At 36.6% G+C, this 15119-nt stretch carries 13 protein-coding genes and 1 riboswitch; of the genes, 1 reads left to right on the top strand and 12 read right to left on the bottom strand.

All coding sequences use genetic code 11. The annotated features are described in order from the left end of the window. The 8 genes from C7954_RS08740 to C7954_RS08705 form a co-directional block, all read right to left on the bottom strand. The coding region (locus C7954_RS08740; RefSeq protein WP_134059568.1) for a radical SAM protein at positions 1-761 on the bottom strand (761 nt) is incomplete at its 3' end. Between the two features lie 286 nt (positions 762-1047). Then, entirely contained in the window at positions 1048-1851 is an 804-nt protein-coding gene (thiM, locus tag C7954_RS08735) for a hydroxyethylthiazole kinase (protein WP_166667702.1), read from the bottom strand. Further along, positions 1803-2501, bottom strand: a complete 699-nt coding sequence (gene thiE / locus C7954_RS08730; RefSeq protein WP_089716259.1) for a thiamine phosphate synthase — start codon at positions 2499-2501, stop codon at positions 1803-1805. Before thiE ends, thiM begins: the two co-directional genes overlap by 49 nt. Positions 2502-2536: 35 nt before the next feature. Continuing rightward, positions 2537-3367 carry a bifunctional hydroxymethylpyrimidine kinase/phosphomethylpyrimidine kinase gene (thiD, locus tag C7954_RS08725; RefSeq protein ID WP_073156604.1) on the bottom strand — a complete coding sequence of 277 codons (831 nt, stop codon included), beginning with the start codon at positions 3365-3367 and terminating at the stop codon, positions 2537-2539. 80 nt (positions 3368-3447) lie between these two features. Next, entirely contained in the window at positions 3448-3945 is a 498-nt protein-coding gene (thiW, locus tag C7954_RS08720) for an energy coupling factor transporter S component ThiW (protein WP_076544232.1), read from the bottom strand. A 113-nt stretch (positions 3946-4058) separates the two neighbouring features. Next, the gene (thiC, locus tag C7954_RS08715; RefSeq protein ID WP_073156610.1) at positions 4059-5345 is read right to left on the bottom strand and encodes a phosphomethylpyrimidine synthase ThiC; all 1287 of its coding nucleotides are present in this window, start codon (positions 5343-5345) and stop codon (positions 4059-4061) included. A gap of 131 nt (positions 5346-5476) precedes the next feature. Beyond that, positions 5477-5578: riboswitch (TPP riboswitch) on the bottom strand. A 182-nt stretch (positions 5579-5760) separates the two neighbouring features. Continuing rightward, positions 5761-6291 carry an energy-coupled thiamine transporter ThiT gene (thiT, locus tag C7954_RS08710; RefSeq protein ID WP_133505451.1) on the bottom strand — a complete coding sequence of 177 codons (531 nt, stop codon included), beginning with the start codon at positions 6289-6291 and terminating at the stop codon, positions 5761-5763. Between the two features lie 378 nt (positions 6292-6669). After that, positions 6670-8604 (bottom strand): SLC13 family permease, encoded by a 1935-nt coding sequence (locus C7954_RS08705; RefSeq protein ID WP_223174558.1) that lies wholly within the window; start codon positions 8602-8604, stop codon positions 6670-6672. Positions 8605-8903: 299 nt separating this feature from the next. Between C7954_RS08705 and C7954_RS08700 the strand changes: the two genes are divergently transcribed. After that, positions 8904-10601 carry a SulP family inorganic anion transporter gene (locus C7954_RS08700; RefSeq protein ID WP_134059565.1) on the top strand — a complete coding sequence of 566 codons (1698 nt, stop codon included), beginning with the start codon at positions 8904-8906 and terminating at the stop codon, positions 10599-10601. Between the two features lie 70 nt (positions 10602-10671). On the opposite strand, the gene hydE is transcribed toward C7954_RS08700, so the two are convergent. The 4 genes from hydE to C7954_RS08680 form a co-directional block, all read right to left on the bottom strand. Further along, positions 10672-11715 carry a [FeFe] hydrogenase H-cluster radical SAM maturase HydE gene (gene hydE / locus C7954_RS08695; RefSeq protein ID WP_134059562.1) on the bottom strand — a complete coding sequence of 348 codons (1044 nt, stop codon included), beginning with the start codon at positions 11713-11715 and terminating at the stop codon, positions 10672-10674. Then, the gene (gene hydF / locus C7954_RS08690; RefSeq protein WP_134059559.1) at positions 11716-12990 is read right to left on the bottom strand and encodes a [FeFe] hydrogenase H-cluster maturation GTPase HydF; all 1275 of its coding nucleotides are present in this window, start codon (positions 12988-12990) and stop codon (positions 11716-11718) included. It lies immediately after the preceding gene. Between the two features lie 169 nt (positions 12991-13159). Then, complete coding sequence (gene hydG, locus C7954_RS08685; RefSeq protein WP_134059556.1) at positions 13160-14608, bottom strand: [FeFe] hydrogenase H-cluster radical SAM maturase HydG; 1449 nt, start codon at positions 14606-14608, stop codon at positions 13160-13162. A gap of 41 nt (positions 14609-14649) precedes the next feature. Continuing rightward, positions 14650-14907, bottom strand: coding sequence for a TM1266 family iron-only hydrogenase system putative regulator (locus C7954_RS08680; protein ID WP_073156624.1), 258 nt, complete (start codon positions 14905-14907; stop codon positions 14650-14652). Positions 14908-15119: the final 212 nt, after the last annotated feature.

Raw genomic sequence — 15119 nt, 5'->3', positions numbered from 1 at the left:
TAGGGCAGCAGATTGGTAAGAAATATAAAGGAAGCCCCCATTCTAAAAGCCAGTTTACGCAGATCCTTAAGTTCGTCCACATTTGATTTCATAATTACATATTCAATCCCGATCTCACAGTTTTTCTGTTTTTTATCACGCAAATTACGAAAAGTCTGCACATTTTTTATCACAGTCTGTAGGTCTGCCCCGGATCGAATATCGGCCATAGTTTCTGGAGAAGTCCCATCAACAGAAACCACCAGGCTGTCCAGACCGGCCTCAAGCAGTGCTTCTGCTTTATTCTGATCGAGCAGCAGCCCATTTGTAATCATTTGCGTTTTTACTCCCAGCTCTGAGGCCAGCTCAATCATCTCTGCAATCTCTGGATGAAAAAGCGGCTCCCCAATTCCCCAAAATGAAATTTTTTCTAGACCCTTAAAGTCTTTCAGTTCTTCAATTAATTTATAATAGGTTTCCATTTCCATAAAACCCATCTTTTCCTCCCAGGAATGGCGGACACAGGTTTTGCAGTTTAAATTACAGTCACTTGTCGGCTCAACATAAACTTTTGTCAGCCGGGGATCTGCTCTTTCAATGTAAATTCCCTTCTGATTAAATTTAATTCTAACTTCTGTTTCTGTGTCGAGTCCCAGTCTGGCTCTAACTTCTGTCGGCAGCTCAAGTTTTCCATCATTTAATTTAAGTTCAAACTTTTCCGGCGGGTTTTCATTAATCCCATCACTGCGCCAGAACTGTGGATTATTGATTAAAAACTGCATAATTTACCCCTTCCCAATGCTAAATTATTTTTTTAATCTAAAAAACTAAACTATTCCAAATCCAACCGTCTTTGTTCTCCTTCTAATTATTTTAATTTTTAGTTAATTATATTTTATCTTTTTTGCCAACTTTTTTCAATAGGCACCTTTTATTTAGCTGAGAAAAGCCAACTTGTAATACAGTTACTTTCATAATATAACTCAAACTTCGCCCAATAAATAACCCTTTTGCAAGTGCGAAGTTTGAGTAATATAATAAAAATATTGCTGAAAATATTTAAAATAATTAATTTAAAAAATAGATCTGATCCATAAATTCCCTTTTGAATTTATTGGGTGCTTTTTCAATCTCAGCTGCCTTTTCTCCTGCTAGAGAATAATAATATGCTGCAGTTTGGGCTGCCTCAAATAAAGATAAATTGGAATTTTTTGCTGCAGCAGCAAAAACACCTAATGTTGACCCCAGCATACAGCCTGTGCCCACAACTTTTCCCATTAGAGGATGACCTCTGTTGATCTCAGAGAGTTGGCGGCCATCACTAAGCAAATCAATCTCAGAACTGACAACAATAACTGCTCCTAACTTTTTGGCCAATTCTTCTGCAGCTTCAGCTGTATTTTTGTATTCACCAATTGATTCTACACCTCTAACTTCAGCTTCTTTTCCGGCTAAGAAAGATATCTCACCTTGATTGCCCTTAATTATTGAAATTTTTAGCTCAGCTAATATTTTTTGAGCTGCTTCAATTCTAAACTTTGTAGCTCCAACTCCAACGGGATCTAATACTATTGGAATTCCTAGTTCATTTGCTCTTTTACCTGCTTTAAGCATTGACTCAAGCTGACAGGAAGAAATAGTCCCCAGATTTAGAACCAGAGATGAAGCATTTTCCACCATCTGAGCTGATTCTTCTACTGCTGGGGCCATCACCGGCAGAGCGCCCCAGTTTAAAGTTATATTAGCACAGTCATTAACTGTCACATTATTTGTTATATGATGAATCAAAGGCTTTTCTGCTTTGATAATTTTTTTAAACTTTTTTAACCTTTCGGCATATTCTTTTCTATTTTGACTAGTTTCTGCTGACAATTTTGGACCCTCCTTTTAGATTTTGCTTTTTTGATTATTTGCTTAAATTCTCGAGTTTCATTTTCTATCTTTTCCGCTTTTGTCAGAGCTGTAATTACCGAAATACAGTCAGCCCCACTTTTGATTACCTGTGGGGCATTGCTTTTATTCAGGCCTCCAATTGCTATCAGCGGTAAATCAGTTCTTTTTTTAATCTCAGCCAATCTCTGCAGACCAATTCCATTTTTATCTGAGTTGAGCTGCTTAGATTTAGTCTTAAAAATTGCTCCCACTCCCAGATAATCTGCACCATCAGCTTCAGCCTGAGTGATTTCTTGATCCCGGCAGGCACTAAGGCCAATAATCTTATTTGGACCTAAAATTTTGCGGGCAGACCGCAGAGGCAGGTCGCTCTGCCCCAGATGCACACCATCTGCATCTAAAGCCAGAGCCAGGTCAAGCCGATCATTGACTATCAATGTGATCTGATATCGACTGCATATTTTTTTAATCTGCTGTCCCAGCTTAAATTTTTCCCGCAGAGACAAATTTTTCTCCCGCAGCTGAATTACATCAACTCCAGCTGCAGCTGCTTCTTTCACAACTTCTATAGTTTTTCTGCCAGCTGATAAACTTTCTTCTGTGATTAAATAAAGATCCCAGTTTAGCATTTTTACCTCCTAATATCTTATTTGACTAGATAAACTTAAGAAAACTGCTGATTGGAACTATGCTGCAGATTTTGAAGCCGCCAGAAATGATTGACCGGGCTATTACCCTGGCCAACAGGAAAATTATTTTTGATGGCCCCGGTAATAAATTTCTTTGCTTGGCCCACTGCTTTTTCCATGTCCATTCCCCGAGCCAAATTTGAAGCAACTGCTGCCGAAAGAGTACAGCCTGTTCCATGAGTATTATTTGTAGGAATATGTTCTGCTTCAAATTCTATGAACTGGCTGCCGTCATAAAGGAGATCAACTGCTTTTTTTGCTGACCTCTTTTTAGTTGTGTGACCGCCCTTGATCAGCACCCAGCTGCTGCCGTAAGTTATTAGCTTTTCTGCCAGAACTTGCGGATCATTATTTTCTTCAGTTTCTACACCTGCCAATACTTTCGCCTCATATAGATTAGGTGTTATAATTTCCGCCAGCGGAAAGAGTTTTTCTTTATATGTTTCAACTGCTTCTTCTTTTAATAATAAGTCACCACTTGTAGCTACCATTACTGGATCAACAACCAGATTTGGCAGAGAATATTCTTTTATTTTTGCAGCTATCTGCTCAATAATCTGACTGTTGGCCAGCATACCAGTTTTTAAAGCAGAAAATTCTATATCTCTTAAAACAGAATCCAGCTGAGAAATTACCGCCTGAACACTTAAAGTTTTTACTCCCTGTACTCCCAACGTATTTTGAGCTGTAACTGCTGTTATTACTGACGCTCCATAGACTTGATGAACTGTCATTGTTTTTAAATCAGCCTGGATCCCTGCTCCTCCACCAGAGTCAGAACCAGCTATTGTTAAGACTTTCTTCAATATAATCAGCTCCTTTTGCTTGCTCCAATTTCAATTCTCTAATCTTTAAAATTAATTCAGTCAATTTTCTATCTTCATTATTAATTTAAATCTTCAATAAATGATAGGCTGTCTGCCTTTTCCACTGCTTTTAAGAATAAATAGGCAATCACTGCCCCTCCAGCTGCACTTAAAGAAAAAGGAATAACAAAGAAAAACACTGTGGAACCGCTGCCCATCAAAAATCTGGCAATCGGATAAGCAGCCACTGCTCCCAGAAGTCCTGTTCCAATTAACTCTCCCACCAGAGCCCACCCCTTAGATTTAAACTTTTGATAAAGCAGACCGGCTATTAAGGCCCCAATCATACTGCCCGGAAAAGCCAGCAGAGAACCGGTTCCCAGCATATTTCTAAGCAGAGAAATTGCAAAAGCATTCCAAACTGTATAGGCAGGCCCCAGTAAAACAGCGGATAAAATGTTAATTAAATGCTGGACCGGAAAAGCTTTGGCCACTCCCACTGGAATATAGATTAAGTGTCCTGTCATTGTTCCCAGAGCAATTAAAAGTGCCGAAAAGGTCAATTTCTTATTATCCATTCTAATCATCCTTTCAGAATTAAGTTAATATTTACTTTGATAATTAGTTTTAGTCATCGTCAGTTTTTCTAAGTTCTTATTTGACTTCTATTAAATCAGGACTTAAATATTATTTAACTAAGCTGCTGATCTACTATTTTCATCGCACAATAAGAACCACACATTGTACAGGCATCTTCTTCCTTTAAAGTCTGGTTGTGGGCTGCTCTTGATTCTTTTAATTTTTCTGGCGCCAGGGCCAGCTCAATCTGCTTTTCCCAATCTAATTTTTTTCTGGCGGCTGCCATCTGATTATCTCTCTCCTTTGCCCCCTTAACTCCTTTTGCAATATCTGCAGCATGAGCTGCAATTTTGCAGGCAATTACTCCTTCCCGCACATCTTCAATATCAGGTAAGCCAATATGTTCAGCCGGGGTAACATAACAGAGGAAATCCGCCCCCGCCGCTGCCGCTGCTGTGCCGCCAATTGCTGCTGTAATATGGTCATAACCAGCTGCAATATCTGTAACTAAAGGTCCTAACACATAAAATGGAGCCTCTTTGCAGAGTTCTTTCTGCAGTTTGATATTTGTTTCAATCTGATCATAGGGTACATGGCCTGGTCCTTCCACCATCACCTGGACTTCCGCCTCGCGAGCTCTATCTACCAGTTCACCCAGAACTAAAAGTTCATGGATCTGAGCTCGATCTGTAGCATCTGCCAGACTGCCCGGACGGAGAGCATCACCAAGACTTAAAGTTACATCGTTTTTATAGCAGATTTCAAGCAAGCGGTCATAATACTCAAAAAGTGGATTTTCCTGATTATTATGGAGCATCCAGGCTGCCATAAACGATCCACCCCGGCTGACAATATCGGTTACTCTTCCTTCAGCCGCCAGATGTCTTAAAGTTTCTAAAGTCAAGCCGCAGTGGACTGTAATAAAATCTACCCCTTCTTCAACCTGAGCTTTAATCACTTCAAATAATTCTTCAACTTTCATCTCAATTATTCCCCGTCCTGACTTAACTGTTTCTACAGCCGCTTGATAAATAGGGACTGTTCCGACAGGAACTTCAGCATTTTTTAGTATAGCTGCTCTAGTTTCTTTTATTTTATCTCCCGTAGAGAGGTCCATAACTGCATCTGCTCCAGCTTTAACTGCTGCCTCCAATTTTTTTAACTCAGCTTCAATAGAATCATAATCTTCAGAAGTACCAAAGTTAGCATTAACCTTAGTTTTTAAACCTCTGCCAAAGGCCTTTGCCTTTAAATTTTTGTGGTTAACATTTGCCGGTATAACAATAGTTCCTGCAGCAATTCCTTGACAAATAAATTCTGCAGCCACCCCTTCCTCCGCTGCTGCCATCCTCATCTCTTTACTTATTTCACCATTAATTGCTTTTGTCATTTGAGTCATTTTACTCAGCTCCTTATAATTTTGAAATTAATTTAGAATATTATATAAAAATCAGTTTAAAAATCATTGCAAAATAAAAACACAGCTCCCAATTAAGGAAACTGTGTTTTAAAATAAAGTAATCATATTAATAATCACTCCCCACAACTCCCTTCGCTGGTATTATCCAGATCAGGTTCTAAGGGTTAAAGCATCTGCTTTATCTCAGCCCAAGGGCTCCCCTGTTTCATTTATTAAATTGTACTGAGCTTTCTTTTATAAACGCATGGTCAGCTCAGCATTAGGGCATCGAGCCCGTCATACTCGCTTTCTTTTATAAACGCATGGTCAGCTCAGCATTAGGGCATCGAGCCCGTCATACTCGCTTTCTTTTATAGCAAATAAATAGATTTGCCTTAGCACATTGAGTGCGTCATTATTTTTTTTCTAGTGCCTTCATTACAATTATCAGCACAATATAAGTAATTATAGTAGTTGGAATCAAAAATGTCGCATTATAAATAGTAGAATAGGCCCAGACATTCTGACCCTCAGGTGCATAACTGCCAAAAAAGATAACTCCTGATAAAATGTGAACAATTAACCTTAAGGCCGAGGCCACTACCACTGCCCAGAACATTTTAAGAGGCTGGATAATCTCGTCTTTCCTGATCTTAAACATACCCGCTGCACCCAAAACCATATAAGGCAGAGGATAATCCATAATTAACTGAATCGGATGAATTATATAAGCTCCAAACATCAGCTGCAGCAGTCCATAGGCCAGACCACTAAACATTCCGGCTCCTACTCCCCAGCGGAAAGCAATCACTAAAATCGGCAGCATTTCTAAACTTATTGAACCACCCTGCGGCATCCGCCAGAGTTTAAGAAAATTTAAAACAACTGCAAGAGCAACAGCCACCCCAATTTCTGCCAGCATTCTTGTTGAAAATTTATTCTGCATAATAAAAACCCTCCTAATTTGTGAGGAACAAACCGGAGGGTTTAAGGTCTTTTTATTTTACCTACGCCTGCATTACCAGGATCAGGTAGTGGGTCGATGATTGCTCATCCTCTCAGCCTCCAGTTTGGCTCCCCGTTCTTTAATTTTTAAATCTAGTCATGTAGAAATTTCTATCTAGCTGTATTATACAATAGAAATTGAGATTAATCAAATGGGATTTTGATATTTTTTCCTTAGTTCTGAAAAACCTGTTCCCCATCTAATAATTCTGCACCATTTTTTCTTTCATTTTCTGCTTCAGCTCATAACCTTTATTTTTTGAACATTAAGCCCTTCTTAATTTCTCGACTTACTGTAGTTCTATGACAGTTATATACTTTATAACCCCCAAAATATTGAAATAGCAATTGGTACTATAACAGCCATTATTATTTCTAAGGGTGCACCTACTAGTACATAATCCCTAAATTTATAACCTCCCGGTCCATAAACCATTAAATTTGTTTGGTAGCCTACCGGGCTCGCAAACGAAGCACTAGCAGCAAATGTTACTGCTAAAACAAAGGCAAAAGGATTTGCTCCAATCTGATCTGCAGCATTTATTGCCACCGGAATCATAAGTACCACAGTGGCATTATTACTTATTATATCTGTAAGTAATGTAGTCATATAATAAAATATCGCCAAAACAATAATATCCGGTAAAAATCCTGCAATATTTAAAATCTGATTAGCTATAAACTTAGCAGTTCCAGTCTGCTCAATTGCAACCCCTAGTGGTATTAAACCCGCTAAAAGAAAAATAACTTCCCAATTAATTGAATCATATATTTCCTGTGGATCTATTAATTTTAAGATAACCATTGCTGCAACACCTGCTAAAGTAGCAATCGGAATCGGCAATATTTTAAGTGATGCCAAAATAATTATCGAAAAAGCGATTCCTACTGATAAAATAATATCTAAAGGCTTATAAGCAATAGTTTCTGTTTCATCCCTTTCTCTTATTATAAAGTTTTGATTTTCTTTTAGCCTTTCTATAGTATTTTCAGCAGCCAGTAATAGAAGAACATCCCCTTCTCTCAAATAAAAATTTTTAATATCAGTATGGGCAATTTCCCCTCCATGTCTAATTGCAAGCAAACTTGCATCATAACGATTAAGGAAATTAACATTATTTATAGTCCTGCCTTTCAAAAACGAGTTATCAGGAATAACTAATTCAATTACTTTTTGGCCGGTTATCTCGTTTTCTAATTGTGCCTGAGAAATTTTAATTTCTGGTAGAATAATTACCCCATTAATCTTTGCAAATTCTAAAACAGTTTCATAATCTGCTCTAATAACCAAATGATCATTTGGCCTAATTGTTTTTAATTCTAGAGGTTCCATATATTTTTCATTATTGCGATTTAATTGTATAATATCTAAATTCTTACCCTTATTTGACAATAATTCTCCTATATCCTGTCCAATTAAAGGAGAATTTTCAGCTATTTTTATTTCAGTCAAATATTTTTCTATCTCATATTCTTCTATATAATCTTTTAGATCATGTCTAATTCTTTCGGGTATTAAGCGGTGTCCAATTGTTATTAAATATAAAATTCCCACCACAAATACTACTATCCCTAATTTTGTGAATTCAAACATGGAAAAAGGATGGTTTATCAAGCGAGCAGATACCTGACTTCCTAAAAGATTAGTGGATGTCCCTAATAAAGTTAATGTACCACCCAGCATAGCAGCATAAGAGAGTGGGATTAACAATTTAGAGGGAGATACTTTTGTTTTTCTAGCTAAATCAGTCACCATAGGTATAAAAGTAGCAACTGTCGGAGTGTTATTAATAAAACCAGCAATAATACCTGTCAGTCCACTTATTGCAATCACTTGTTTTTTCTCATTATCACCAGTATATTTAATAATTTTATTTCCTAGAAATTGCATTGCTCCACTATTTTGAATTCCCCTACTAATTACAAACATTGCCATAACTGTAATTGTCGCTGAATTACTAAATCCTGATAAAGCATCCTCAACTGAGACCTTCGTCCAAAAATCAAGTATAATTAAAATAACTGGTATACATAAAGATATAACACCTATTGGAAGCGGCTCCCATATAAACATAACTAAAAGCAAAAATATTAATAAAATAATAATAAGTATTCCTTGATTAAAAGTTGGTGTACCTTCAATATTTGTCTTATTTTGACTTTCTTGTGCCTGTACACAATATGGTTGAAAAAAAACAAATAATAGAATAAGCAAAATGAATACTGCAGTTAAATAATTATTTTTTGTTAACATATTCATCTCCTCCTATTAAATTCAATATTTTTTTAATCAGCTTCTTTTTAAATTATTTTAGTTTTTTTGCAGCAGAATTTCTCATTTTATTTTAATAAATTTTATTTTATTTTTCAAGTACCTAAAAATATATTTCAATAAATTTTATCTTGTGTTTTTAGATGCTGCAGCTTACTGATCCTGCTCTCTGCCTATGCAAAATTAAATTATAAAATTCCTTTTTCAATTGAAAGTTTTAGGCTGGCCTGTTAAACTAGAAGCAAAGAAAAAAATATAATCCAGAATTGGGGTGAACCACCTTGCTAAATATAAAAAAATTGTTTAAAAAATACAGTGGGGATATGCTGAGCGGTTTAACCACTGCTACTATTGCTCTGCCGCAGAATATGGCCTATGCTTTAATTTTAGGAATTAATCCAATTTACGGAATTTACGCCTCTATTTTTTCAATGCTGACTGCCTCTATTTTCAATTTCTCCTCTTATGTAATTGTAGGTCCTACCAATATGATCACAGTTGCTCTTTACAGTAGTTTAAATAATTTCCAGGGCGAAAATTACCTCCAGGTTATCTTTCTAACCACTTTTTTAATTGGTTTATTTCAATTTTTACTGGTTAGTTTTAATTTAAGTGAACTAATTAAATATGTATCTCATCCTGTAATTGTAGCACTTTCACATGGTGCAGCAGTTTTAATACTCTTTTCTCAAATCGAAAATTTTACCGGAGTTGCTGTAAGTGGTTCAAATGTAATTACAAAAAGCTGGCAGTTTATTTTAAATTTTTCTGACATCAACTATATAAATATGGCTGTTGGTTTAATTACCCTACTTTTGATTTATACAATTCCACTACTAAAAAAAGAGCTGCCTGAATATCTTTTAACTGTTGTTATTATGACAATTTTAACAGCTGTTACTGGGGTTAGTAATTCTATACCTTTAGTTGGGGAAATACCTCAAAAAATAATTGACTTTAATCTAATTAATTTTGACTGGCATCTAATTGGCCAGCTTTATACCAAAGCATTTTCGATAGCCTTACTGGGATTAATTCAGACCATGGCTGTCCTGCAGGCAATCTCTTTAAAAACGGATGAAGAACCTGATTTCAACAGAGAATTTAGAAGCCAGGGGATCAGCAATATGGTAATTTCTTTTTTCAGTGCTTTTGCTATCTCAGCTTCTTTTTCCAATACTTTTGCCAATTTAAGTGCCGGAGCTAAACATAGGGTTTCTCAGTTTTTCTGTGCTCTTTCGATTATTATTTTCATATTATTCTTTAGGCCTCTTTTGGCCTATATCCCGGTCTCCGTTTTAGCTGGTCTGGTAATAGCAGCAGCTTTAGGAATTGCAGATTTTAAAGAGGTAATTAAAAACATGAAAACAACCAAGGGGGATGCCCTGATTTTCTGGTCCACCTTTACTGCCACAATTGTGCTGCCTAACCTTGACCAGGCAATCTATTTTGGGGTCTTAGTTTCTTTAGTTGTAGTTTTACAAATTTCAAAAAAAGCAGATATAGAAATGTTGTACTATGATAAAAAAGACGATGACCAGGGTTACCATCTCCATCATGTCCACCATAAAAAAGTTGATGAATCTGAAATTTCATCCCAGCAGGCAAGGGTTGTTGACCTCAAAGGAGCGGTTCATTTTAGTGCTGCTGATGATTTGAAAGATCAGCTGGAAGAATTTTTTGAACCAAATACAGATTTTATAATTAGGCTGAGAAATGTAAGAAGAATTGACATTACAATTATTGGAGTTTTAGAGGAATTCATTGATAAGGTGCATGAAAACGGTGGAGAAATAATGCTGACCGGAGTTAATGAGCGTTTACTTAAAATGTTCCGCAAAATTGGGCTGACTGATAAAGTAGGGGAAGGTAATATCTATCTACCTGAAACCGAATATTTTGCAGCCACCAATAAAGCACTGGATTTCAGCGAACATGAGCATGAAAAAAAGGAAAAAGAAACAGATGAAAATAACTAAACTCCCAACTCAAGCTGCATTAATTTTTAAAGCTGCAGTTCAAATTGGGAGTTTTTTTAATATTTAACTTTTAGTCTCTTAAGCTGTGACCCTGTTTTTGACTGACATAACGACCAAGTGAAGCTATTATACTGCCAATACACTGACGACAATCTCCTGCCTCTTCATTAACACATATTTTATCGGGATAAATCTGATACTGTTCTCGATATCTTCCATCTGTTACATTAGGCATAACTACATTGGCTCCTGCCTGCAGAGCTTTTTGGCGCCCTTCAGCATCAATAGTTCCCAGAGCAGTTGTCGCCGGAATATGTGCTAAAGGTAATAAAAGACGGCTCAAAGCAGTAAACTTCAAAGTCATCTCAGCTGTACCTCGATTGCTGCCTTTTAATGGTGTCTGCTGATGAGGAATAAAAGGACCGGAACCAATCATGTCAAGTTCTAAATCCTGACAGAGAAGCAAATCTTCGGCCATAATTTCTGGTGTCTGCTCCGGCAGACCAATTATAACTCCACTTCCAATTTGATAACCTAAAATCTTTAGATACTTTAAACTTTCAATTCTATTTTCAAAACTCATTCCTGGATGATATTTTTGATAAAGAACTTTATCTGCTATTTCATGTTTTAAAAGATATCGATCTGCTCCAGCCTCCCGCCAGAGCTTATAAACTTCAAAATCTCTTTCTCCCAAACTCAAAGTAACTGCCATCGCTGTAGTCTTTTTTATTTCTTTAATAATTTCAGCTATTTCGGCTGCAGGGTAATCATCTTCACCTGACTGCAGAACCACTGTCTGATAACCTAATTCAGCCGCCATTTGAGCAGTTTCAATAATTTCTTCTACCTCTAACTGATAGCGTTTGAGCTGCTGGTTATCTTTTCTCAATCCACAATAATAACAGTTTTGTTTGCAGTAACTAGAAAATTCTATGATAGCTCTTAAATGTACTTCATCACCACAAATTTCTTCTCTTTTTTGATCAGCCTGCTGCAGCAGATAATCTAAATCATTTATGTCTGCCGCTAAAATTTCTGCAATCTGTTCTTTATTTAATTCAGCCTCTATAAAAGCCTGATCAACTATTTTTTTTACTTTAAACTGATTCAACTAAACCACTCCTACAATTTCTTCTTGGTCCTGCTGCCAGAGTTCTAAAGCTTCTGGAAAAGGTTCCAGAGCTCGGTCCAGAATTCCGTGCAGCCAGGCAATACCCATTCCATAATTAATTACCGGAACCCCCTCAGCTTCTGCTTCTTTCAGCCTTGATAAAACTTCTTTGCGGTTTAACATACAGCTGCCGCAGTGCAGAATCACTGTATAATCTTTCAAATTATCGGGAAATTCTCTACCTGATACATGCTCAAATTCAATTTCAGGACTAATTTTACTGTGAACCCAATTCGGTATTTTGACTGTTCCAATATCATCCTGCTGGCGTCTATGAGTACAGGCTTCGGCTACCAGCACTTTATCTCCAGCTTTTAGTTTTTCCATTGCCTTTGCTCCCCTAACAAAGGTTTTTAGATCACCTTTATAGCGAGCAAAAAGAACAGAAAATCCTGTCAGTAATATATCCTCGGGTACCTCTCGGGCAACTGTTTCAAAAGCCTGAGAATCAGTAACTACAATTTTCGGGGCATTTTCTAATTTATCAATTTCTGATTTCACCTTTGTTTTTTTAGTTACAAGAGCAGAAGCGTCATGATCTAAAATATCTCTGATTGTCTGCACCTGTGGTAGTATTAGCCTTCCTTTTGGAGCAGCACTATCAATTGGGGTAACTAAAACAACAGTATCACCGGGGTCAATTAAATCTCCCATAATAGTCTGGCGGCTGCAGTCTTCCGGCATCTCTTCCGCAATCGTTTCTCTAATTAAGTCTATATTAATTTCCTGTTCTGCACTTGCTTTAATAAAATCGAGCTTAAATTTCTTTAAAAATTTATCAAAGTTTTTTAAAGTAGATATCGGCTCAGCTTTCTCTGCATCTTCCAAAAGCTCAATTTTATTCAGCACAACAATAAAAGGAATATCTTTTTCTTTAAACTCTCTAACTAAATCAGCTTCAAACTCGCCTGCCCCCTGAACCGCAGAAATAACCAGCAGGGCCAGATCAGTTTTGCGCATAATTTCTTTGGTCTTTTTGATCCTCATTTCTCCAAGCTCACCCTGGTCATCAATCCCCGCTGTATCGATCATCATCACAGGACCAATTGGCAGCAGCTCCATTGCTTTATAAACAGGGTCAGTAGTTGTTCCCGGCTGGCTGGAAACAAGGGCCAGCTTCTGATTAGTCAGTTTATTTATTAACGAAGATTTACCAACATTCCGCCTACCGAAAACTGCGATATGTGGTCGATCTCCCTTGGCTGTAGAATTCATTTTTCCACTTCCTTATTTATAATAGTTTCTTAACTTGAAATTAGTTACACTAAAAATCATCAGTAAAATAGAAACAATAATCTTACTCCCTTCTTTAATCTTAATTTGGAGCAGATCAGAATTTGATGCTTGAAATATTAACTATTCTAAAATGGTAACAACTTAAAATCTAAAGATATAAATCGTGCTCTCCCTCTGCAATTGCATCTAATTTATCAGCAATATTTGCTGCTAATTTGGGGTTATCTGCTTCCAATCTATCCATTAAATCTGATAAACATTGTTTACCATGTTTGCGGCTTGTTTCAGTTCCATAATCCTGTAAATATTCTTTAAAAGTAAGCATTGCATTGGGACGACAGAATTCCTGGATTTTTCCAGGCTTAGCCAAATCCATAAAATCTTTACCTGTTCGACCGAGGCGATAACAGGCTGTACAGAAACTAGGTATATAACCATCTTCAGCAATTCCACTAATTATTTCATCTATCGGTCTCAAATCATGCAGTGAAAACTGGGCCAGCTCTTCTTTATTCTTAGCTTTTTTATCATAACCACCAGGAGTTGTTCTGGAGCCAGCAGAAATTTGAGAAACACCATGTTCAAATAATTCATTTCTCATTTCTGTACTTTCTCTGGTTGATAAAATCATACCTGTATAAGGAACTGCCAACCTTAAAACAGCAACTAATTTTCTAAAATCAGCATCTGAAACAGGATAGGGTACTTCGTCTAAAGGAGTTCCTAAAGCAGGATTAAGTCTTGGTACTGAAACAGTATGTGGTCCCACACCCCATTTTTTGTCTAGATACTCTGCGTGAAGCAGCATTCCAATTACATCAAATTTATAATCATAAAGTCCAAACAAAGCTCCGATTCCTACATCATCAATTCCCGCCTCCTGAGCTCTGTCCATCACCGACAATCTCCATTCAAAATTACTTTTAGGACCTGAAGGATGTAATTTAGCATATTGTTTGCGGTTATATGTTTCCTGAAAACAGGTATATGTTCCAATCTCAGATTCTTTCAGCTTTTTGAAATCTTCAGTACTTAAAGGAGCAATTTCAGCATTAATTCTTCTAATTTCTCCCCCATTTTCTGTTTTAACATCATAGGCAGTTTTGATGCTCTCTACAACATAATCTAAATCAGTAATTGGTGCTTCACCGGTTAAAACAAGTAATCTTTTATGACCTTCTCTTTCTAACGCCTCAACCTCATTCCGAATTTCCTGCTGGGATAATTTTTTACGATCAAGCTGATTATTATCTTTACGAAAACCGCAGTAAAGGCAGTTATTAACACATTGATTGGCAAAATATAGTGGGGCAAAAATAACCAACCTTTTTCCATAAATCTCTTCTTTGACCTTTCTTGCCGCTTCCAAAAATTGATCAATTAAATCTTCATCTTCAACCTGTAATAAAGTCGCCGCTTCTACAGGGGTAATTCCATTAAGCTCCAGTGCCTTATCTATAATTCTTTGAACCTCTTTTTTATCTGGTGCTTCAGCTGCAGCCAAAATATCCTCAATCTTTTCATCAGTTATATAATCACAAATTTCAGTTCTGTAATTTTCTCCGAATTCCTCTTTAAAATAATTAACTTCACTCATATTTTTTCCTCCTATTTTTTTACATGTACGTTAGTTTATCTCTACTTAACTTCAACTGAAGTTAAGGCTGATTTTAAATTAACTCCAGGTAAACTTCCCAGCTGACCTGTCATTGCTCCAATTTCATCTGAAGTTCCCTCGACTATTAACGAGATCATTGATAAGCCGTGTTCAGCCGAAGGGATTCCCATCCGACCAATTATACAGTCCGCATTTTTACTTAAAATTTTATTTATCTGATTGCTTACTTTTTCTCTTTGTTCAACAACAACAGCAACTGAGCCAATTCTCTTCTTCATCTTCGTTCCTCCATTAGTTGTGATATATTTCTTTTGTACCAGGTACAAAAAGGCCTTTTTGTACCTGGTACCTATATATATATATATTTTGACATAGAAAGATCCCTCCCCTGATCCTCAGAAATCTCCTTAAATTCAGGAAGTGCTAAAATATGATATCCTTTCAGATAGTTAACCCAGCTGATCAGATATTAACTTTTAATTAATTATAA

Origin of the sequence: Halanaerobium congolense (assembly GCF_004366375.1) — a bacterium.
Taxonomy (GTDB): Bacteria; Bacillota; Halanaerobiia; order Halanaerobiales; family Halanaerobiaceae; genus Halanaerobium; species Halanaerobium congolense.
Note: the sequence above shows the minus strand (reverse complement) of the source record. Positions and strands in the feature narration are given on the sequence as shown.